Here is a 22,868-nt window from a genome sequence, read left to right as displayed (position 1 = left end):
CAAGGGCGTTGAAGTTTTTGAAAAATCTTCAACAATGATTTAGTTAGAAAATATGAAAAGGAAAATCAATCGGCATCGGTCACTGTAAGCCAGATTGAGCATATAGGTTTCAGCAATAGGCTGCTGGCTTTGAGGGTTGCCCAAAGCCAATAGCGGCAAGCTGAACGCCAAAATATTAACGTTTCGAGAATTGGAACTTACGACGTGCCTTACGACGACCTGGTTTTTTACGTTCAACCATACGTGGGTCACGAGTCAAGAAGCCTTCTTTCTTCAATGCAGGACGCAATTCGCTGTCAATTTCTTGGATTGCTCTAGAAATAGCCAAACGGATAGCTTCAGCTTGTCCTTTGATACCACCACCATCTACGTTTACTTTAACATCATAAGTACCTTCAGTTTTTGTCAAAGCGAAAGGTTGGTTTACGATAATTTGTAAAATTTCTGATGGAAAGTATTCTTTAATTTCACGACCGTTTACAATAATCTCGCCCTTACCTGGAGTCATGTAGATGCGAGCAACAGCCGTTTTTCTTCTTCCTAATGTATTAGTTACTTCTGCCATTGTTTTATAGAGAAGTTATCGGTTATAGCTGCTTGGCATACTACAACGAATAACGATTATTAGAATTTGATTTCTTTTGGTTGTTGAGCTGCGTGTGGATGTTCAGAACCAGCATATACATACAAGTTAGTAAACAAACGACGGCCTAAACGGTTTTTAGGAAGCATACCTTTTACAGCGGCTTCAACAACTCCTTTAGGGTTTTTGTTCAACACCTCTCTTGGCGTAGCAAAACGCTGTCCACCAGGATAACCCGTGTGACGAGTGTAAACTTTATCTGTCATTTTTTTACCAGTAAAACGAATTTTATCGGCATTGATAACGATAACGTTGTCACCACAGTCAACATGCGGTGTGTAGCTTGGTTTGTGTTTACCACGTAAGACTTTAGCAATCTCAGAAGTCAAACGACCTACGATTTGGTTTTCTGCATCTACGATAACCCATCCCTTTTCTGCGGTAGCTTTGTTAGCTGAGATGGTTTTGTAACTTAAAGTATCCACTTTTGTTCTAAGTTTTAATGTTATAATCACTTCTTCTCAAATGACGGAACACATCTGATTCTCAATGATTTTGCCTAGTTTCCTTTCTGAACGGGCATCCAGTCGAAAATGGGAACGCAAAATTACTGAATACCATAAGGATATACAAATAATTGTACATAAAAATTTGATAAATTCATTAGCTTTGAAGGAGTTGGCCTATTTTTGAGGCCAACAATGGTCTTACGGTCTGGCTTCAATCCATTATGTTTTTCCCTTATTAAAAATATTAGCTCATGATACATACCACTTGGCTATAATTGAGAGAAGTGCTTACAACTATGGCTTGATAAACAACCCTAAAAACGTCCTGTTTTTTGCCGACTAAATAAATATTTTATCATTGTTCTGATAGGCTACTTTCAACATTCCTTTGGTATAAAATACCAATATTTAACACCAAACAAACAACTCATTATAAGCTATATACTACAAAATAAATCCCGATAGGTGGTTAATATTACGATAGAGATACATAGAAGAATATCCTATATTTTATTAGTGTAGTTCTGTGTATTGAAATTGGCGATTCTTTCAACGATACGATATCAACCTCAGTTTTGCTTTTTGCTTAAAATAGTCCTAGTTGTTCATTGCTACCCAAACGTCCTGTATAATAATCGTTCACATCCTTATAGTCGTCGGGGAGTTGCTTACGAGAACACGTTAAGCCAAAATGAGAGAAAATCTTTTCGAGTTCATCGGCGGCTCGGTGTCCAGCTTTATCGTTATCAAGGTAGAATATTACATTGGCACGTTTAAAGAGTTTTGCCCATTCTTTCTTAAATACATTGGCCGTTCCTAAGCTTACGGCTGCTTTGCCATCTTGCACTAATCGTATACAATCGAAAGCACCTTCTGTTACATATACATCTTGGTCTAATTTGATTTTCTCCAACACATCGGCATTGAATAATGTTAGTGGATGTTTGTACAAAAACTGGTATCGTCCATGTCCTTCGGGTGGTGGGCCTATCACCCGACCTTGCAAATATATGATTCTCCCTTTTCGATAATATGGAATGATTAGCGGATGGGCATAGAATATGAGGTTGTTTTTATCGTTGAAAAGACCCGATTCTTGCAAATCTAGGCTCGAAAACCGTTGTTTGAGGTACCAGCTTGCGGTACTATAATCTTTTACTGTAAAAAGCCTAAAATCTTGAATTGTTTTATCAGTAAATCCTCGTTGTTTCAGATACGCCAAAGCCGACTGCGAATGCTGGTTGGAGGGTTGTTGTAAGCAGTAATCTCGAAAGGCTTCATATATCTGAGAATGTATTTCTTCGACAGGCTTTTCTTTTTCCTGCATTTTTCTCACATCTACCACCTGCAATGTATTTTTGGTGACAACAGGCTTTTTAGAGGCATGATAGGCGTTATTTTCATAGCCACCAAGGTATTCTCTAGCCATAGTTTGAATGGTATCTTTTACACTCAATTGGCGTATTTCGGCATAGAGTGTAATCGAGTTACCTGTTTTGGCACACCCAAAGCAATAAAAACTATTGGTATGTGGGTAGAGAACCAACGAAGGTGTATTTTCATCGTGAAAAGGGCATACCATTCTATTCCGATTTACCTCCAATCCTAGGTCTTGGGCCACTTGTAGTATAGATACTTGGCTCAGTTCATCCAGCACATTCATTGCTCAAATATTTTAAGTGATAAACAAAGTTATAAAAAAGCAAAAGCCCTCGCTTGCGACGAGGGCTTTTTAATATCCTTATTGTATTCTTGATAGCTTATCAAAAAGATATAACTATTGCAAAAATGCCAATTTGAGGTCATTTAATCTTGTTCTTACAGAAGTATCTACCTGACGGTCGTTTACACGAAGAATATAACCACCAATTAATTCAGGTTTGATTTTCTCAACCAATTTTACTGTTTTGCCAGTAGCTTCACTTACTACACGAATAAATTCTGCTCTTTGGGCATCAGTTAATGGACTTACTGTTGTCACTTCCACTTTTTGAATATTTTTATACAACTCGTATTGACGCTGAAACTCTTCGGCAATAGCAGGAAGTAATTTTTCACGGTTTTTCTTTGTGATAATTTCAAAAATTGAAAATGTGATAGGGTTTACTTTATCTTTAAAAATAGCCGTTAAGATGGCTAATTTCTGTACATGCTTTACTATTGGGCTTTTCAACGCCAACACAAGTTGACGGTTTTCGTCGCACACTTGGTCGAAAAACTTCATATCCTCATGTACAATATCAACTACACCCTTTTCAGTGGCCAAACCAATCAATGATTTAGCATATCGGAAAGCTACACTTTGTTCTGACATTTCTTTAAGCTTTGAGTTGTGAGTCTATAGGCATATACAAATAAGCCGATAGCTCATCACTGAATTAGTTTAATTTCGCATCTGCTAATAAATCTGAAACCAATTTTTCTTGAGCAGAACGGTCTGCCAATTGGTTACGCAAGATTTTTTCAGCAATTTCTAATGAAAGAGAAGCTGCCTCTTTTCTGATTGAAGCAACAGCACTTGCTTTTTCTTGGTCGAAAGCTACACGAGCTTTTTCGATTTCAGTAGCAGCTGCTTTTTGGGCTTCACCTTTAGCATCAGCAATCATTTTTTCAGAAGCTTCTCTTGCTTCTTTCAAAATACTGTCACGCTCAGAACGGGCTTCGGCCAATAGTTTTTCGTTACCAGCTTTCAACTCAATCATTTCTTGACGAGTTTTTGCGGCTAATTCAAGAGCACTTTCAATAGACTCTTCACGCTCGTGCAAAGATGCAATAATTGGTTTCCAAGCGAATTTTGCTAAAACAAAAAACAAAACGCCGAAAACTACCAACTGCCATACGATAAGACCTAAATCAGGAGTAAGTAATTCCATATTAAATAAATGTTTTTGCGATTGAAAAGCATCTGAGTGCTTTTGTCTCTAAATGATAATATATTGTTAGAAAATAAATTTTCTCAAGGAACTTCATGCTGCGGGCCTAATGCGTAACAGCATGAAGTGAATTTTGTGCTTTATCAAGTATTCGAGAACGAAACTACTTTTCACTCAAGAAGGCCCCTGATAATTTTGATAGCTACAGACTATTTGTTAGCTACCAAGAAGCAAATAACTGCTGCGAAAAGAGCAACCGCTTCAACGAAAGCCGCTACAACCAACATCGCACCTTGGATTTTTCCAGAAGCTTCTGGTTGACGAGCAATACCTTCCATTGCACGACCACCGATGTTACCGATACCTAAACCAGCACCGATTGCTACTAGACCAGCACCAACGCCAGCTAAACCTGTACCTACTGAAACTTCCGTTAAGATTGACAAAAGTGACATGATTGTTATTTGTTTATATAGTGAAAAAAAATTATTTACTGAATCCAAAAACTACCGAGCTTACAGCCCTTAGTTAATTATTAATGGTGGTGTTCTTCTACTGCCGAACCAATGTAGCTAGATGCCAACATGGTAAAAATAAACGCTTGTAAAAATGCTACCAGCAATTCGATTACGTTCATGAATACAGCAAAGACAGTTACTACTGGCGTTACCGCCCAAACTTTCAAAATAAAAATCAAACCAATAAAGCTCAACATAATGATGTGCCCCGCTGTAATGTTAGCAAAAAGGCGAATCATCAATGAGATTGGTTTCGTAAAAATCCCGATAATTTCTACTGGTGTTAAGATAATCAACAACCATTTCGGTACACCTGGCATGGCAAAAATATGTCCCCAGTAAGTGCTTTTACCGTTTAGGTTGGTAATCAAAAACGTAATTACAGCCAAAACCATAGTAACAGCAATATTACCCGTTACGTTTGCTCCGCCTGGCAACAACCCAAGAAGGTTATTAATCCAGATAAAGAAGAATAATGTCAACAAATACGGGAGGAATCTTCGGTAGTGCTTTTCACCAATATTAGCTTTTACTACTTCATCGCGAATAAAAATGATGATTGGCTCTATCAACGATTGAAAACCTTTTGGTGCTTTGCCATTTCTTTCCTTGTAAGCTTTTGCTACTGAGAAGAAAATTACAATCATCAAAACAGCACTGATCAACAACGATGCTACGTTTTTGGTGATTGACAAATCCAAAACATGAGAACCATCTTCAGCATGGATTTTGCCGTGCTCTAGCACAAGGCCATTGTAAGCAACAGCATTACCGTGTGCATCTTCTAAATTACTTGAAGAAAATACTTGCAAACCTGCCTTCTCAGCATAAACAATACAAGGAAGGTAGATAGCTACTCCATGTGCAAACTCCCATTTGTGGTCGTCGGCAATGTGGTGCATAATCATGTGACCAAGGTCAACCTTGCCCTCTTCATGTGCTTCTCCACCTACTACGTGTTCAGCTGTAGCTTCTACGGCATGAGGTGCTACTGATGAATCAGCTGTAACAGGTGATTCTGAATGATGTTCGGATTGTGCAAATACTGATGTGGCAAATAAAAAGAGAAATGCCAAAATATTTGAAAAATATAATTTTCTCATCACGACTTGGGGGATGAACGTATAATGGTTTATGATTTTACTTTCTTATAGATTTACTTTCTTACTGCTGATAATCAACAACTTACAAACGTTATTAATACTGGCTCTATGAAAAGTGTCGCAAGTTACGATACAAATCGTAGATTTCAAAACCTGTATAACATAAATAGAGTACAAAAAAGTTGCTAATAAATATATAGATGTCGGGTGTACCCCTAAATATAAATATTCCGATGAAGACTAAACTTAAAAGTAAACGTGCTGCAATACTACCCATATAAAAGGGAACAAAATTTTTGCGGTCGTTGGCAAAGCCTTGTTGCATCAATAAATGGTTGAAATACGAAATAGCTGTATAAAATGCTAAAATGAACCATTTGTCAGCATGTATAAACGCTGATAGACCCAAATAGGGGGCTAAATAGAAGATTAAACCGACAACAATTGTCAAGGTTATGATGCGTAACATGTAGGTTTTTAAATTTTTGTGCAAAGATACGCAAAAGCTTGCTTGTCGGCCAGAAAAGCCTAATAATTTCAGCTAATTTATTTCTTTTTTCTGGCCGAAAACATATATTACTTTACCAAATATTTATGCTGAGCTACTCCTATTCGGCCTTGAAGCGTAATTCCTTCGGCTTTTATGCGTATTTCGCTCTTTGCATCTGTATTCCAAAAACTAATTGTTGCTACTCCTGTAGAGTCGGTTTGTACATGAGGAGCCCAATGTAAGGTTGAGCGATAGTCTGGACGAATGTGTTCGGGCTTTTGAACGTCATATTGTGGTGCATAAAACTCTCGACTTGGATAATACCCCATGCGTTTTTGGGTAACAATCCCTGCTGCTTGTTCTTTGCTCCAGTCATAAAACGAATCTCCTCTTTTTGTCAAAACCGAGATAGCACCATTGCCTCCTCGTACGCCAAAAATAGCCGTTTCTGCTCCTTTTAGTACATCGATACTTTCTACATCGCACGGCGACACACTGTTAATCACATCGGCATCGACGGGCATACCATCTAGTAAAAAAAGTGGGTCAGAACTACCCGTAATAGAACTTACCCCCCGGATTACAACTTTAAAGCTATTCATGCCCGATGGAGTAACCTGTACACCCGCTACTCTTCCCTGCAAAAACTGTAAAACATTGATGACTCCACCACACATTGTTTCATCAATTTTAAGGGTATTATTGGCTTTTCCATAGATTTTCCGAGTATCTCTTTCTTCTTTTTTTGCGGTTACTGTCACTTCTTGAAGTACCTGTACTTTATTCAAAATAGACTTCCGTTCTATTTCTAAAGCTTCTTTTGAATGTTTGAGAAATGTGGCATATTCGTTGGCATCAAATTCGATAGGATTATAAGGTAATTTCACCAATTTAACCTTAGGTTGCGTGTCTGCCTTATCGAGTGTTACACTCAAGTTACGCCCACCGTTACCTTTGGTGGCTTGTACCAAAACCTCGGTGGTATCTGTAAAATCTAAGTCATCAATAGCAAATCGACCAAGCGAGTCTGTTGAGGTTAACAAAAATACAGGAAAACCCTTTCCTTTTTTTAGCATTACAGTAAGGTTGACCTGCTCGGCCACTTTTCCATTGGGTTTTAGGGCTTTTCCTTTAATAGACAACCCTTGTTCGATAAAATATTTTAATGGAGGAGCTGCATTATCTAGCATTTGTTTCCATGTAAATCTTCGCCAACCTTGTGTCATTAGCAACATGTCTAAATGTAAATCTGCATCCATTATATTTTTATCAAAATAGTAACTTGGCTCTTCTATAGTACCTTGTATTGCTGAATAATATTCGTTGCTAACAATATCTTTTATATCCGAACTTAATAACAAATACGATAATAATGTTTCCTGATAGGGTTCTTCTTTTACTTGACCTGCATCGGTAACAGCTACCGAAAAGTTGCCTTTTAATGGCTTTCCATTTGCGTCTTTTGCTGTTAAGGTAAGTGTTACTTTTTCTCTTGACTGATAAACTTCTTTGTTGCTTGTAATAGCAAGATTTATTTCTTTATCATGCTTCGCAAAAATCAACCTTTCACAAACAGGAAGACCATCGGGTGTAAATAAGGTTATTTGTACGATACCATCGTCTGGAATAATATTTTTAGGTACTGTAGCCATAAATGTTCCGCTCGACTCCGAGCCTTTTCCTACCAAACATAATTGTCCTCTTTGCTGAACAATTATGGTCATTTCCTTACCTTGGCCAGCAGGTTTTGGATGTGAGTTTTTAACAAATACTCTAATCTTATCTTTATAAGTTATATTATCAACAAGCATTGCAAATCCGCTTGGTTTGGCCTGAGGGAAAGGTTGTTCCCAATATTTTCCATCTGTTTTTTTCACATAGGCTTTGTAGTTTTTGTCGGGCATGGGTACAAAATTAAACATTCCGATACCCAAGTGAGCCGATTTAAAAACAGCAACAGTATCTTGGGTTTCATCCAAGACAATACCTTCAATGTCTACCCCTTTGCCCAATTTGTTTACAGCTTTAAAGCCTACTCTGGACGGTAAGTTCTGAACCAAGTCGCCTCCTTCAGGAAAAAACTGTACCGATGCTACATTCGATAAATCCAACGCTTTGGCTTCTGACATGGTACTTTGAATAGTGCCTTGCCAAATTTTTATATTTTTATGAAAAAATAGCTCATCCGAAAAGTTACGCATATAATTGGTGTAAGCTCTTAGCTGATACATTCCTTCGGTAAGGGTATCTGGCAAAGCCATATCGCCATGAGCAACACCTTCACTTTTTAAGATTCTTTGTAAAATTACTTTGCCTGTACTTTCATTGACCAAATCTACATACAGTACCCTACTTACCGAATCAATCCGATGATTGGAAGCATCAAACAAATAGGCTTTGAACCAAACCGTTTCGCCAGCCATGTAATAGGGTTTGTCGAAATGTAAATAGACTTTTTCTTGGGGAACAGTATTCCGAAATTTTTCGAGTTGGGTAAGTATCTTTTCAAGAATAGGGTTTTCATCAGAGAATCTGAAGGCCGAAAGCCCTACAATACACAGCAATACAAGGTAAAGAGTTTTGTGTTTGGCAAACATCATAATAAATGGGTTTTAGAACGTCTACAAGAGCTAAGTAAGAGAGTATGCTTACTTGATAGGTTTAAGGTTATCCTTAAAATTGTAAAATAACAATAAAATTATCAATCAACTATGGTATTTTAACCTAAAAAACAGAATCTCTTCTCAAAACATTTGCTTTTCCCGTGTTCCAACTTTTACTTTGCAACATCAAGTCAATTACTCTTCACAAGTAGTAGTTGATTTATAAAGAAGAAGGGAGAGAATAGGCTCTATGAACTTCTGGCAACCTACCGATTCGTAAAGGCAAGGTGCTAATTCCTACCTGATAAAAGTTTTATCGGGAAATATAAACCAATTACGAAGAACTTATCCAGCTACTTTTCACAGATTCTTGCTGTACAGTATTCGTCAGGTTTACGATTTATCGTTTTACTGTCACATTGGTTGTGACTATTTATTCTGTACGCATTTATGAAAAAGTTTATCCCCATTACGGTAGGAAACTACCTTATTGTTCATGGCTATGATGCCAATAATCAGGAAATTGTGGAAAGTGTCAAGGTAGAAAAACCTGCACTCAAGCTTGTAGCAGTTGAGCGTATTCAGTCGGTTAGTAAGCAATATGTGTTGGTTAGCTCGGCATTTGGACGACAAATGTACTGGGAATACGAAGAGTCTTTCGATACGATTCAGGAGCTACTAGCTTCTTGTTAGTGGTTTGTTTTGTAAAACTTTCTCAAATAGACACCATATAATACCTTGAACTCGAATACTTTCAAATACCCATTTCCTTTTACCTTAGAGGCAGGAGGTGTACTACCAGAGGTAGAATTAGCCTACCAAGCTTTGGGTAAAATTAATAGCGATTGTTCTAATGTCGTTTGGATTTGTCATGCTTTTACTGGAAGCCAAGATGTGGCCGACTGGTGGCAGGGGCTGGTTGGTCGTGGTAAGCTTTTCGACCCAGATAGTTGCTTTATTGTTTGTGTCAATGTTTTAGGCTCGCATTATGGCAGTACAGGGCCATTGTCTATTAATCCTACAACAGGCGAACCTTACTTCCATGATTTTCCTACAATTACCATCAGAGATATTGTCAATTCTTTTGATTTGTTGAGAGAACATCTGGGTATTCACAAAATAAAAACTTGTGTAGGTGGCTCGTTGGGTGGGCAACAGGCGGTAGAATGGGCCATTTCTCAGCCTGAATTAATCGAAAACCTTATTTTGATAGCCACCAATGCTCAACATTCACCCTGGGGAATAGCTTTTAACGAGTCGCAAAGAATGGCCATTGAAGTTGACCCAACTTGGCCCGAAAGAAGTGTTACCGCTGGCCTAAATGGAATGAAGGCAGCACGAGCCACTGCTTTGATTTCGTATCGCAACTATGAAACATACGAAGTAACGCAAGCTCGTCGAGACGAAGGTTTAGACAAACCTTATCGTGCTGTAACTTACCAAAGGTATCAGGGCGAAAAGCTATCGCAGCGTTTCAATGCTTTTTCGTATTATGTACTTTCGCAGGTGATGGACTCGCAGGATGTTGGTCGTGGACGTGGTGGTGTAATAAATGCTTTGTCACAAATCAAAGCCAAAACGTTGGTAATGGGTATTAAGTCCGATGCCCTATTTCCTATCAATGAACAGGCTTTTTTGGCCAAACATATTCCAGGAGCAACCTTCCAAGCCCTAGACTCGCTTTATGGCCATGATGGTTTCTTGATCGAGAATGAGCTTATTACAAAAGCTATTAAGGTTTGGCAAAAATTTGTCAAGCTAGATGTAAATCCTATGTATGCTTTTTTCAAAAATTTAGAAACTAAACAAACTGTTTCAACCATAAACTAAGGATTAATAAGCAGAAGATACTTGAAATAGTGAGTTGACGAACAACTCACTATTTTCTTTTATAAAACAGAAAACCGTTTTCTTCTTTTATCAACTGTAAATTAGGGTTTGCTTTGGTAGCACTGTCTGCGGTTATCTTCATCACAAAATATGCAGGTTTATCTAAATGTGGTTCGTTCAGCAAATACGCTTCAGTTCTTAAAGGTTGGTTGGGTTGCTTTTGAAAATAAAAAAGCTGTGCATACGATTTAAAGCCTATTGGCTCAACATATACATCTTGTCCTTTCAACGACTCATAAAAACTAATTGCAGCACGCTGAGAATACCCCTCTATTTTACGAACAACAATGGCAGAATACAAAAACAAACAAATAGCCGTGAGGAGATAGAGTTCCTTTATTTTATGTTGCCAAACCAACACTACGACTCCTACCAAATAACTCAAGCCAATGTATTGTTCCCAGCCATTCCAAGTAACTTTTGCTTGAAGATTTGCTACGGCAAAATCATCCTTGATATAAGGAATAATCTGAGTGGCATATTGTCCTACAAGTGGTACAGCCGTTAGGGCTATTGCCATTGTACACCCTATAAAAATTAATCCAAAACTCACCCACTTCGACCACTTCCATTGCCCTTCTAAAATCTGGTACACATGATAAGCTGCCAAAAATGAAACAGGAAACCATGCCATAGATGAATAATGTACAATTTTGGTTTTGACAATAGTAAATAATATCATCACTACCCAAAATAGGTATAGCATCCATTTCTTAAATAGCTCAGCTTCGATATTGGCTTGGTATACATCTCGGGTAGGCATCATAGCTCGAATAGCCAAAACCGAAATAGGAAAACAACCCACCAAAACCACCAAGAAATGATAATAAAAGGGTTGTTCGTGGCCAGCATCGCCCGTCGTTAGTAATCGAATCTGATATTGAATAAACTCTAGGAATAAACCCCATCCATTTTGATAAATAGAAAGCCCAAACCATATACAGGCTACCAGAAAAGCTATTCCGATAGCAATAAATACAGGTTTTAGGGCATCTAATAATATTTGTTTGCTAAAACGATTTACCCCCCAATAAGTAACAAAGGTAAGCCCCCAAATAAGCCCGCCAACAGGCCCTTTGGTAAGAATAGCCAAGCCCACAAACAAACCCGATAGCATAGCGTAGCGTTTTTTGTGCGGCGTTAGAAATGTACCCGTAATTGACAAGCTTTGTGATAAAAACCAAATACCCAAAAAGATAAATAGATTGAAGGTGGGGTCAATAATACCCGATTTGAAATAAAGGTGCGGCGTAAATGAACCTACATAGCCCAAAACCCAAAGTATACCAAATTTTGGATTATACAGTTTTTTGCCAATATGATAAAATACCAACAAGGTAATAATACCAATGATAGCATTGGGAAAGCGAGCCCCAAATTCGGGAGAGAAACTTGATCCTGCCTCAAATACCCCAAAAAGCTTCATAGATAGCACTTGCATCCAGAAAAATAAAGGCGGTTTTTCCCAAAATGGTTGGTAGTTGATTTGAACAGTAGCATAGTTGCCTGTCAGTATCATTTCTCTAGCCGATTCGGCAAAGTTGATTTCATCCCAATCAAACAAATGAGATGAACCAATGAAAGGGATAAAAAAAACTGCCCCAAGAGCAGTTATTAAAAGGTAATGTAAGTGTCTTGTCTGCATAGTAAATTGTCAATTGTGACAGTGACAATAATTTTGACAAAAGTACATAATTTTTGAATAGTTTTAGTTTTTGACCAAAGCCTTTGCTGCAACGAGGTGTTCTTTGGCTATTCCGATAAGCTGACTTTTAGGATAATCCTTGATGAAACTATCAAGAGCCTTGATATATACCTCCGAGTTTTGGGTTTTGGCTAAAAGCAATGCTTTCAAAAATACTAGCTTGTCTTCGATATGGCTATTGGGGTATTCTTTGAGTCCTGTTTCTACAAAAGACAAAGCGTCTACATAGTTGGCCTGACTATAATAGCTATAAGCTTCGGCATATAGTTTAAGTGCTTCTGATTCTTTATCGGAAGTTAATTCCTGAACATTTTCACGTTTGAGCAAACGGGCATAATAAGAATCGGAAAACTTGTCGAACAGCTTTTTACGATACAGCTCTTTCTGAGTGGCATTATTTTCGTGCAATAAACAAAGCAAATACAAGGCTTCGGCTTCGTGCGAGGTATTGGGGTATTCGTTGAGCAGCTTCAAAAACGTATCTATTGATTTTTGAGGTTCATTCAAACTTAGTTTGAAAATTTTACCCAACTCAAACAAGGCATCTTCTCTTTTTTTATTAGATGCCACCAGAGCCTCGGCCGAAAATGGAATTTTGGCTTTCATGGCATTTTTTTGTGAAGCCAAGTCATTATTATCTCGTGTATCGTCGGTACTGCGAGATACCCCCAAATTATCGACAAGCGTATTGTTGGGATTATTACCAAACGAAATGGCATCATCACGATTGCTTCTTCGCCAGTTATCTTCCAAAGCCCTATTTCCCCAGCGAGCAGTAAATGTTGATTTTCCCTGATTTACAACCATAGGATTAGAAAAATACCAATCTGTTCGATTAGGGTCTACAAAAGGTGTTGTAGCAGTTGTAGCTGATTGCCCATTTACAATAGCTTGAGCACGTTGTAGGTTAGCCTCCTCTTGGGCTTTCTTTTCACGAATTACTGATTCTAAAACCCTGTCTAATTGAGCAGGCGTTAATTTTGCCAATCTTTGGAGAGAATCCTCTGTTTTGACAATCGTAATTTGCTTAACGTAGTCGCCCAAAAACTGTTGTTTTTCCTTGACTCTTTTATATTCAACATCTTGGGGAGGCAACAAAGCCATACAGCTATCATAATAAGCGGCGGCCATTTCGTAATTATTGAACTTGGTATAGTACAAATCGGCCAATGTCAAATAGGTATAAGGTAGCTGCTTGGTATCTTGGCTTATACTTGCCGATTTTTTGAGCAACGCAATCCCTTGTTGAATATTCCCTTTTCGCATCTCTGACGAGGCCATTGCTTCATAAATTTTGTCCTGCAATTCTTTATTTTTGGCATCTTTTAGCAATTTCTCAAAGCTACCTGTTTGTCCTTGTACAAGGGCTTCGTTGAGGGTTGCATAAAACCTTAATTCATAAGAAGGTCTATTTTTACCTACAAGAGCATAGTATTTTACGGCTTTATCGTTTTTATCTAATACCTCGTACAATTGAGCGGTGGCATACAATACTCTTGCTTTTTCCTCATTTTTCTTCATCATAGGCAATACCTCTTCCAGAATTGCCACAGCTATTCCAAACTCCCCTTTAAGCTCATGCAAATAGGCTTTGGTCAGGTAAAAATTCTTGGTATTTTGCTTGTTGAGAGGTTCTTCACGCAACAACTCGGCCACCCGCAAAGCCGTAGCATATTCGTTCTGCTCGGTATAGGCACGCATCAAGCCAATCAAAGCGGCATGACGGGCATTGTCATCGTTGGCAGTAGTGTTAACGTATTTGAAGGTTTCGATAGCATTTTTGTAATCCTCTTTCAATAAACGAGCTTTGGCAATAGCGACATAGGCATCGTCGAGCCATTTGGAGTTTTGATGCCTTTCGGCAACCATCGAAGCTTTTTTGATAATTGAGGCTAATTCTTCGGAAACAATCGAAGCACCAGCCGAATCTAAAGGCAACAAAATAGGCAATAAACGAGCGTAATTATCCTTTCGAGCATCAAAGAGCTTTTTTTCGGCCTCTGCCATTTTTTGATTTGCTTGAAATAACGCATTGTATTTGGCATTGACATTATGAAAACCTACACTGATAGGAGCAGAACTGTACTGGGAACAGCCCAAAGCTAGCCCCAACATACAAAGAATAGAAAAAAAAGATAGTTTATTCATGAAAAGAAGATATGCGGAAATTGCTACAAATCGAGACTATTCTGCTAATTACTTAAGGGCACTCTTTTGCTACCAATAACGGATGAATCTTACGAATTTTAACGCAAATTAACTCAAATTTATTATCACATTCCGTACCAATTAAGTATTTTTGTTAAATGTAAAGATATACCACGAATATATCTAAAAAGATTATCCTGAACTTTATAGAAAATCATGAAAGACGAAACGCCCAATTCCAACAAATATATGCGGTATATGGGTGCAGGTACACAAATGCTTGTAACTATTGCAGGAGGCGTTTTTCTTGGCAATTGGCTTGACAAAACCTTCCATACTACTACACCTTGGTATTCGATTAGCTGTTCGTTGATTTTTATTTGTGCTGCTATCTATTTATTAATTAGAAGTTTACCCAAAGAATAAAACTTCTCCACATGCCTTTATTAATCTGAATATTTTATGATGATTTTATTTGTTTTTTGACAAATTCCCAAAAAACAACAAATTTTGTATTTCTGTTATGTCTTATTCTCTTCACTACAACGTTATTGTGGTAAGAATAAGCCTAAAGTAGTTTATTTAAGCCAACAACTTCCCATATATCAAAAATAGTAAAGCAAGTGGACGAGATTAGAAAACGATTCATTCAAGGTTTTTTTATATTAATAGCCATTATATATATCCTGCGATTATTTTACCTACAAGTTATAGATGATACCTATAAGCTTGATGCCCAAAATAACGCTATTCGCAAAATTGTTCAAGCACCATTTCGGGGGTTAATTTACGACCGAAACAAAAAGCTTATTGTATATAATACCCCTGTTTATGACCTTTATATTACTCCTAAGAAAGCTCATGTTCAGGATACACTCAAATTTTGTAGGCTGTTCGATATTACTCGTGCCGAGTTTGATAGTTTAACTCATTTGGCTAGGGTATTTTCGCCTGTTCGCCCATCTTTATTCTTGCGTCAGTTATCTAAAGAAGACCATGCCAGAGTTCAAGACGCTATGGTAGATTATCCGGGGTTTTCGTTCCAGATTAGCTCTTTGCGTACCTATCAGTCAAAAGGAATGGCCAATGCCTTGGGGTATGTTGGCGAAATTAGCCCCGAACGTCTTGCCAAGGAAGAAGAAAAAGGCAACGACTATTACCGCCAAGGCGATTATGTGGGTGTAACAGGGCTAGAACGCTTCTATGAAGATGAACTGAGGGGACAACGTGGCGAAAAATACATGATGGTCAATAGCCGTGGTGTAGAAAAAGGGGCGTTCAAAAATGGAGAGTTTGACCGTGAGCCTATTGCTGGGAAAAATCTTATCAGTTCGGTAGATATTGCCTTACAAGACTATGCCGATAGCCTTATGCAACACAAAGTGGGTAGTGTGGTGGCTATCGAGCCACAAACTGGCGAAATATTGGCGATGGTGTCGGCACCAAGTTATGACCCTAGTAAACTTTCGGGAAGAACGTTCTCTAAATATTTCCAAACCCTCAACCTCGACCCACTACACCCATTAATCAACCGTCCTCCAAGTGCGTATTATCGCCCAGGATCAACCTTCAAACTTATACAAGCTTTGATTGGCCTCCAAATGGGGGTTATTACTCAGCATACTGGGTTTGGACATGCAGGAGCACCTGTAAAATGCCACTGCGGGGGTAATTCGTCGAGTATTCAGGCGGGTATCAAAAACTCTTGTAACCCTTATTTTTATCAAGTATTCAAACGGATTATCTATAACAATAAAGAACAAAATGTTTTTAAGAAGTCGGCGGTAGGAGTTCAAAAATGGAATGAAATGGCTTCTAAATTTGGCATTGGCCAAGAATTAGGCGTTGACCTTCCTAACGAAACCAAAGGTAAATTACCAAGCGTTGAATACTACGATAAAGTCTACAAAGGCCCTTTGCGTTGGAAGTTCTCTAATATTTACTCGGTGAGTATTGGTGAGGGAGAGTTAGTGATTAATCCTCTTAAAATGGCCAATGTAGCTGCTATTATTGCTAACCGAGGCTGGTATATTCGTCCGCACTTGGTAAAAGGGATTAATCAAATAGGTAATATCGACCCCAAATACAAAGAACAAGTTTCGGTGGGTGTCGACCGCCGTCATTTCGAGCCTGTGATAGAAGGAATGGTTGGAGCGGTAAATCAGGGTACGGTAGCTGCTGAAGCGCGTATTAGTGACATCCAAATCTGTGGAAAAACAGGTACATCTCAAAACAGAAAAGGTGAAGACCATGCCATTTTTATTGCTTTTGCCCCTAAAGAAAACCCTAAAATAGCCATTGCTGTATTTGTAGAAAATGCGGGCTTTGGAGGTACACACGCTGCACCTATTGCATCGTTGTGTATTGAAAAATACATAAAAGGGCAAGTGCAACGCAAAGCTATGGAAACCAAATGGATGAATAAAAGCTATTTGTTTAATGTACTAAGTGTTAGAAATACCAGTACCAATAAAACTGATACAAAACCAGTACAAAAAGATTCGACTGAAGAGGATTATCAGTTAAGAAACCTTAAAGGACAGGTATTCCCGCTGACACCTCCGCCAGCTCAAAAACCAAATAGTGTTAAGATTCCGATGAAACCTGATGCTATTTTACCAAAAACCAATAAACCTACGCCCAAAAGAGTGAACTAGCAACTGGCGTTATTAGGCACTTTTTCAAAACCATTTACCCTTTCATTGCCACAAAAGTGAAAAGAGAAGAACAAATATCCCGCAGCCTCGACTGGGTAACAGTATTGTTATTCGTTGTATGCGTAATCGCTGGCTGGTTGAATATATATGCGGCCATTTATAATCCCGAAAACCCTATTTGGATTTTTGACGACGGCTTTTTTGATACTAATTCAGGCAAACAACTTATCTGGATTGGTACAACAGTATTGTTGATTATAGCAATTTTGGTAATTGACCATCGTTTTTACGATACATTTGCCTTTCCTATCTATGGTTTTTTCATTTTTTTACTTTTGGCAGTATTGGTGCTAGGTACAGAAGTAAAGGGCTCGCATTCGTGGTTTAGAGTAGGGAGCTTTCAGATACAGCCCGCCGAATTCTCAAAGATGGCAACGTGTTTGGCTTTGGCCAAATACCTAAGTACGCCACTTACCAATTTGGCTCGCTTCAAAGACCAATTGAATGTCGGGATTATCATTGCAGTACCTCCTCTGTTAATATTGGCTTCTAACGAAACAGGGGTAGCCTTAGTGTTTGCTTCTTTTCTTATTCTACTGTACCGAGAAGGCTTACCAGGCGTATATCCAGCTATCTTCTTGGCTGTTATTATTTTGTTTATTCTGTCGCTGATTTTTGAAGAATGGCAAATCTACATAGGTTTGGCGGTTGTATCAGCCCTTATTGTTTGGGCGATGCCTCGATATGAGCGAAAAACCAAAAATATTCTTTCTGTAGTTGGAATTGCCTTTTGTATGGCCTTGTTTGTAACGGGGGTTGATTGGGCTGTCAATAATGTCCTTAAAGAACACCAACGTAACCGCCTAAAGGTATTGGTAAATCCAGACTTCGACCGTAAAAAAACGGGCTATAATGTGCGTCAGGCCAAAATTGCGATTGGTTCGGGGGGTGTTTTGGGAAAGGGGTATTTGCAAGGAACACAAACCAAATTTGATTTTGTACCCGAACAAAGTACCGACTTTATTTTTTGTACTGTTGGCGAAGAATTTGGCTTTATGGGAAGCCTATTTGTTGTAGGGGCTTTTATAGGGCTATTGCTACGGCTTGTATACTTAGCCGACCGACAGAAATCCCGCTTTGCCCGAGTCTACGGCTATGGGGTAGCGTCTATTATCTTTTTCCACTTCCTTGTTAATATCGGTATGACCATTGGTTTGATGCCTGTTATTGGTATTCCGCTGCCTTTCTTTAGTTATGGGGGGTCGTCGCTTTGGTCTTTTTCTATTTTGCTATTTATTTTCCTCAAACTCGATGCTCATCGCTCACAAATGCTATCTCGATGGTAGCTTGAGGATTCAAGTAAAAACATATCTATCATTATTATTTATCTGGTAGGCAAAGGTTATACAATTGGTATCTCTTTTGCCTATTGGCATTTATAAGAGTTTCATCAATAGCTTTTTTCTTCCTAGTGTTTGTACCTCTTCGAGTTGCTATTGTTATTACTGTACAAATAGCAAATTTTCTTCTATCATTCATTTTTATTATCATAGTAGTTGAGTAGATTAGTAAAGTTTTTTTATTTACTTTTTTGCCAATTTGCTCAATTAATTAAACCTATGTCCGAAATAACCATTTCTAAAAATGCGAAACTTCTCATTGCTGTAGCTGCACTAGGCTACTTTGTAGATGTTTATGACCTTATTCTTTTTGGTGTAATTCGCAATGCAAGCTTGGCTAGCTTGGGGCTCACCAAGGCCGAACAACTTTCTCAGGGGTTAAACCTCTTCAATATCCAAATGGCGGGTATGCTGCTAGGAGGGATTTTCTGGGGTATTTTGGGTGATAAAAAAGGGCGAAAGTCTGTATTATTTGGCTCAATTTTATTGTACTCGTTGGCCAACGCAGCCAATGGTTTTGTACAAGAACTTACCACTTATGCCATTCTTCGTTTTCTGGCAGGTATTGGCTTGGCGGGCGAATTAGGAGCTGGTATTACACTTGTGAACGAGTCGCTACCCAAAGAAAAACGAGGCTTTGGAGCATTGATTATTGCAGGAACAGGAGCACTCGGTGCTGTTACAGCAGCTATTATTGCAGGCCTAAGTACCGACCCAGAATGGTGGCGTGTTTCGTATTTTATTGGGGGGGGTATGGGCTTGGCTTTATTATTACTTCGTATTGGTACATTTGAATCGTCTCTTTTTCAAAATATCGAAAAACATACCCCTAAAGGTGATTTTTTTAGCCTTTTTACTAATCCACAAAAACGCCTTAAATATTTTTACTATATCCTTATTGGCTTGCCTGTTTGGTACGTAGTAGGTATTTTGGTACTAGCCGCTCCTGAGCTTAGTAAAGCCTTGGGGGTTGATGGCGAAATCAAGGCTGGAACGGTTATTATTCTTTGTTATTCGGGCTTATCTTCTGGCGATTTCCTTAGTGGATTGGTTAGTCAATGGCTCAAAAGTCGCCGAAAAACTATTTATTGGTTTGTGGGGTCAAGTGTGATTTTGATGTGCATTTATTTACTTTTCACGGGGCTTTCGGCTACTTTCTTTTATTTTTTATGCTTTGCGTTGGGTTTTTCGGGCGGTTATTGGGCGGTATTTATCACTATGGCTTCCGAGCAATTTGGCACCAATATTCGAGCTACCGTAACCACCACTGTACCCAATTTTGTAAGAGGGGCTTTAATTTTAATTACGATTGGCTTTAAATTATTGATAGGAGAAGTTGGCTTGATATATGCGGCTTTAATTGTAGGCTTTATTTGTTACTTTTTGGCATTGTGGGCAGCATATATGTCGGAAGAAACATTTTCAAAAGATTTAGATTTTATGGATTAGACTATACTATTTGAGCAATATTTCGCTTGATTTTTGTCTACAAAAATGAGAAGTTTAGCCTTACAAGTTAAGGCATCTTTTTTAGTTAGCACATAACTCATTAACTACCTGATACTCAAAACAGTAATTTTTATTTTCAAATTAGCTCACTTGCTACCGTTAATTATACAATGATATGGCCCTCATTTCCAAAAAGAAAATACCTTTTAAAATCAATCTCCAATTAAAAAAGTATTTGAGCAAGTACAATCGTGAGATTACTATGCCTTTGCAATACCGAGATTTGTTGCGTTTTGAAAGTGCTATTAGTTTGTATGATAAGTTTGGTAACGACACACTATGGCAAACTGTTTTTTATCCGCATAGCGACATTGACTACGTTTATGAAGGGTTAAAAAAGGTTTATGCCGATTTAAAAACAGATGGAGATGAAAAAGTCATCAAACACTTAACTGTTGACAGGGTAGATTTATGCACTTATGGAAATACCCAACCGTTTCGTATTAGGGTTGTAAACCGAGTCAACGACAACTTTGATTACTTTTATATCAAAAGGGCCGATTCGTCGAGAATATATGGTATGGAGCTAGAACACCTACTATCGCCCAATAGAATTAGCTATTTGACTTTTGAAGATACTGTAATCGAAGAGCATATTGCAGGCTTGCCTGGCGACCAGTTTTTTAAGCAAGGACTTATTGACCCTAATCTCAACCCCATTCGTTTGTCGAAAGAGTTTATTAAATTCAATGAGCGGTGTTTTGTAAGACTACTAGGAGATATGCACTCATCTAATTTTGTAGTAGACATAACACCCGATTTTGAAGAAATTTATTATAGAATTAGGGCTATTGACTTTGACCAGCAAAGCTATGAGGGTAAACGTTCGGTATATATGCCTCAGTATTTTAAACAAAATTTTCCGCTTGTCGAGCTAGGAATGAAATACATGACACCCGAGTCAGTAATGCAATACCAGATAGAAGAGCGGTCGCTGATTGCTGGTAGGCTTCGGGTAGAACAACAACGCTTGTATGAACTGATGTCAGTAATGGCTCGTGACGAAATAGCTCTTCCAGAAAATACAGAGCAATTAAAAAAAGAACTTGCCCGATGGTATAAATCAGACAAGTTCCTAAAATGCAAAACAATGGGTGAAGTAGTTTGGGCTAGCCTAGAGCAAGTAATGATTCATTAAAACTACTTTTTGCTTATGCCCAGAACTAGCAAAAGCCAGCCAATCATAAGGCTAGTACCTCCGATAGGTGCTACTGCTCCCCACATTGTAACGCCAGTAGCACAAATCATATATAATGCTCCGCTAAAAATCAATGTACCTATAACAAAAGCATAACCTGCATATTGAATGAATTGATGCTTGAACTTATCTGATAGAATCCCTACTACAAGTAAGGCCAAACCACCATACATCTGATAACGAGCCGCTGTTTCAAAAGTATCAACCCTGCCTATGGCCTCTAACGATGCCTTAAAAGCATGTGCACCAAATGCACCTAATGCTACCGATAAGCCTGCCAAAATAGCTCCAATTTGTATAAATAATTTATTCATTTGCTTATATATCTGCTACTAGTATCTGTAACTGAATTAATCCATGAAATTAAGTCATAATGCTTATTTATCATACGATTCTTGCGTTTTCTTTCTCTTTGGCTTAATTATCATGAATTGTAAAAATTCATGATATTATAGTACAATGAGCATTTTGATAGAAGCAACATTGCAATTGGTTATCTAAAATGCAGTTTCATTCTTTTTTTTGTCTTTTGGTGTAATAGCCTTCTTGTTTAAAACAGTTATACTTCAAAAAATACCAAAGAATACTATTTTTGTAGTGCAACATCCTTACTTACAGTATCTGACCACCATATATATATATTGCTTCTTGGCTATGTTTGATAAATCAAGCATAGCTTTTTTATTAGTACAAATCCCAAAGTAAACCAATAAAATAGGTTATCCTTCTTTATAGATATTATATTGACCCAAAATCACCCCTTCTCTTCTGTTTTTTTGTAAAATAGCCCTACATGAATTTCATTTTCTAATAAAAATACTGTAAGTTGCGTTGTAAAATTCCGCTATTATGATTACATAATCCTTAATATATTATAATATTTTACCAAATTTCCTCATTCAAACTATGATAAGCCTAAAGACTGCATTGGCTTTTTAACGATATATAATTCACCTAATCCATGCTAATTTACAAGTGTGTTATCCTAGAAGATGACAGCATTGCTCAGAAAATTTTAGAAACAAATATTAAACGATTGCCTCATTTAGACATCGTTCAGGTATTTAGTAACCCTATTGAAGCCATTCCTATACTACACCAAGGAAAGGTGGATATTCTTTTTTCTGATATTGAGATGCCCGAAATTTCTGGATTAGATTTAATTAAAACCTTAGAAACACCTCCACAAGTTATTCTAACAACTGGCCATTCAGACTATTCGATGGAGGCTTTTGATGTAGGAGTGACCGATTTTCTACTAAAACCTTTTAGTTTTGAGCGTTTCCTGAAAGCTGTCAATAGGGCTATCGACAATATTAATATTAAAAATAAAGCTTCTCAAAAAGCAACAACACAAGAAGAACCAACTATATTTTTGAAGTCGGGACGAGAATCACTGAAATTTTTGATTAATGATATTTTGTACATTGAAGCGTTAGGGGCTTACACTAGGGTTTTTACCAAAGATAAATCAACCTTAATCAGCGAGTCTATTTCTGAGTTACAAACCAAATTACTCATCAATAATTTTATTAGGGTACATAAATCCTACCTTATTCCTCAAAATAAGGTGATTGGGATTTCGTCACGTCATGTTATTTTGGATAAAACCAAAATCCCTTTAGGGGTTTCTTATAGGGAAAGTATCGAGAAATTATTTGATGAAAAAGCTTCATAAAAAA

General features: G+C 37.9%; 20 protein-coding genes and 1 riboswitch. Of the genes, 8 read left to right on the top strand and 12 right to left on the bottom strand.

The features are described from left to right. Positions 1–175: 175 nt before the first annotated feature. The 9 genes from rpsI to FLEMA_RS73075 all read right to left on the bottom strand — a co-directional run bounded on the left by rpsI (position 176) and on the right by FLEMA_RS73075 (position 8,676). Complete coding sequence (gene rpsI, locus FLEMA_RS0147845) at positions 176–565, bottom strand: 30S ribosomal protein S9 (RefSeq protein ID WP_026997021.1); 390 nt, start codon at positions 563–565, stop codon at positions 176–178. Positions 566–624: 59 nt separating this feature from the next. Beyond that, positions 625–1,068 (bottom strand): 50S ribosomal protein L13, encoded by a 444-nt coding sequence (rplM, locus tag FLEMA_RS0147835; protein ID WP_026997957.1) that lies wholly within the window; start codon positions 1,066–1,068, stop codon positions 625–627. Positions 1,069–1,678: 610 nt separating this feature from the next. Next, positions 1,679–2,755 carry a CHC2 zinc finger domain-containing protein gene (locus FLEMA_RS73095; protein ID WP_044173207.1) on the bottom strand — a complete coding sequence of 359 codons (1,077 nt, stop codon included), beginning with the start codon at positions 2,753–2,755 and terminating at the stop codon, positions 1,679–1,681. 114 nt (positions 2,756–2,869) lie between these two features. Further along, a complete protein-coding gene (atpH, locus tag FLEMA_RS73090) occupies positions 2,870–3,406 on the bottom strand; it encodes an ATP synthase F1 subunit delta (RefSeq protein ID WP_044173206.1) in 537 nt (178 codons plus the stop codon). A gap of 64 nt (positions 3,407–3,470) precedes the next feature. Continuing rightward, positions 3,471–3,965 (bottom strand): F0F1 ATP synthase subunit B, encoded by a 495-nt coding sequence (gene atpF, locus FLEMA_RS0147770; protein ID WP_026997017.1) that lies wholly within the window; start codon positions 3,963–3,965, stop codon positions 3,471–3,473. A 209-nt stretch (positions 3,966–4,174) separates the two neighbouring features. Next, positions 4,175–4,420 (bottom strand): ATP synthase F0 subunit C, encoded by a 246-nt coding sequence (gene atpE / locus FLEMA_RS73085; RefSeq protein WP_044173205.1) that lies wholly within the window; start codon positions 4,418–4,420, stop codon positions 4,175–4,177. Positions 4,421–4,500: 80 nt separating this feature from the next. Further along, a complete protein-coding gene (gene atpB, locus FLEMA_RS73080) occupies positions 4,501–5,586 on the bottom strand; it encodes a F0F1 ATP synthase subunit A (protein WP_044173203.1) in 1,086 nt (361 codons plus the stop codon). Positions 5,587–5,692: 106 nt separating this feature from the next. Beyond that, the gene (locus FLEMA_RS0147705) at positions 5,693–6,055 is read right to left on the bottom strand and encodes a hypothetical protein (protein ID WP_026997015.1); all 363 of its coding nucleotides are present in this window, start codon (positions 6,053–6,055) and stop codon (positions 5,693–5,695) included. Positions 6,056–6,162: 107 nt separating this feature from the next. Then, entirely contained in the window at positions 6,163–8,676 is a 2,514-nt protein-coding gene (locus FLEMA_RS73075) for a TonB-dependent receptor plug domain-containing protein (protein ID WP_044173201.1), read from the bottom strand. 220 nt (positions 8,677–8,896) lie between these two features. After that, positions 8,897–9,011: riboswitch (SAM riboswitch) on the top strand. Between the two features lie 118 nt (positions 9,012–9,129). Between FLEMA_RS73075 and FLEMA_RS0147635 the strand changes: the two genes are divergently transcribed. Beyond that, entirely contained in the window at positions 9,130–9,372 is a 243-nt protein-coding gene (locus tag FLEMA_RS0147635; protein ID WP_026997956.1) for a hypothetical protein, read from the top strand. Between the two features lie 45 nt (positions 9,373–9,417). Beyond that, entirely contained in the window at positions 9,418–10,509 is a 1,092-nt protein-coding gene (locus tag FLEMA_RS73070; protein ID WP_081681371.1) for a homoserine O-acetyltransferase family protein, read from the top strand. A gap of 49 nt (positions 10,510–10,558) precedes the next feature. On the opposite strand, the gene FLEMA_RS73065 is transcribed toward FLEMA_RS73070, so the two are convergent. Next, entirely contained in the window at positions 10,559–12,214 is a 1,656-nt protein-coding gene (locus FLEMA_RS73065) for an ArnT family glycosyltransferase (protein WP_044173199.1), read from the bottom strand. 63 nt (positions 12,215–12,277) lie between these two features. Next, entirely contained in the window at positions 12,278–14,422 is a 2,145-nt protein-coding gene (porW, locus tag FLEMA_RS73060; protein ID WP_044173197.1) for a type IX secretion system periplasmic lipoprotein PorW/SprE, read from the bottom strand. A gap of 216 nt (positions 14,423–14,638) precedes the next feature. Between porW and FLEMA_RS0147510 the strand changes: the two genes are divergently transcribed. From FLEMA_RS0147510 to FLEMA_RS0147465, 5 genes are all read left to right on the top strand, one after another. Beyond that, positions 14,639–14,848 (top strand): AtpZ/AtpI family protein, encoded by a 210-nt coding sequence (locus tag FLEMA_RS0147510; RefSeq protein WP_026997007.1) that lies wholly within the window; start codon positions 14,639–14,641, stop codon positions 14,846–14,848. 197 nt (positions 14,849–15,045) lie between these two features. Then, a complete protein-coding gene (mrdA, locus tag FLEMA_RS73055; RefSeq protein WP_081681370.1) occupies positions 15,046–17,079 on the top strand; it encodes a penicillin-binding protein 2 in 2,034 nt (677 codons plus the stop codon). Between the two features lie 56 nt (positions 17,080–17,135). Then, a complete protein-coding gene (gene rodA / locus FLEMA_RS0147490) occupies positions 17,136–18,425 on the top strand; it encodes a rod shape-determining protein RodA (protein WP_026997955.1) in 1,290 nt (429 codons plus the stop codon). 273 nt (positions 18,426–18,698) lie between these two features. Continuing rightward, complete coding sequence (locus tag FLEMA_RS0147480; protein ID WP_044173195.1) at positions 18,699–19,928, top strand: MFS transporter; 1,230 nt, start codon at positions 18,699–18,701, stop codon at positions 19,926–19,928. Between the two features lie 175 nt (positions 19,929–20,103). Next, entirely contained in the window at positions 20,104–21,126 is a 1,023-nt protein-coding gene (locus FLEMA_RS0147465) for a hypothetical protein (RefSeq protein WP_026997954.1), read from the top strand. A gap of 2 nt (positions 21,127–21,128) precedes the next feature. Here the strand turns inward: FLEMA_RS0147465 and FLEMA_RS73050 are convergent, their stop codons facing one another. Further along, the gene (locus FLEMA_RS73050; protein WP_044173192.1) at positions 21,129–21,500 is read right to left on the bottom strand and encodes a DUF423 domain-containing protein; all 372 of its coding nucleotides are present in this window, start codon (positions 21,498–21,500) and stop codon (positions 21,129–21,131) included. A 647-nt stretch (positions 21,501–22,147) separates the two neighbouring features. On the opposite strand from FLEMA_RS73050, the gene FLEMA_RS0147435 reads away from it, so the two are divergent. Beyond that, complete coding sequence (locus tag FLEMA_RS0147435; protein WP_026997005.1) at positions 22,148–22,864, top strand: LytR/AlgR family response regulator transcription factor; 717 nt, start codon at positions 22,148–22,150, stop codon at positions 22,862–22,864. Positions 22,865–22,868: the final 4 nt, after the last annotated feature.

It is taken from the genome of Flectobacillus major DSM 103, assembly GCF_000427405.1.
Lineage (GTDB): Bacteria > Bacteroidota > Bacteroidia > Cytophagales > Spirosomataceae > Flectobacillus > Flectobacillus major.
The sequence above is the reverse complement of the archived record's forward strand: the minus strand, read 5'-3'. Positions and strand labels throughout refer to the sequence as shown.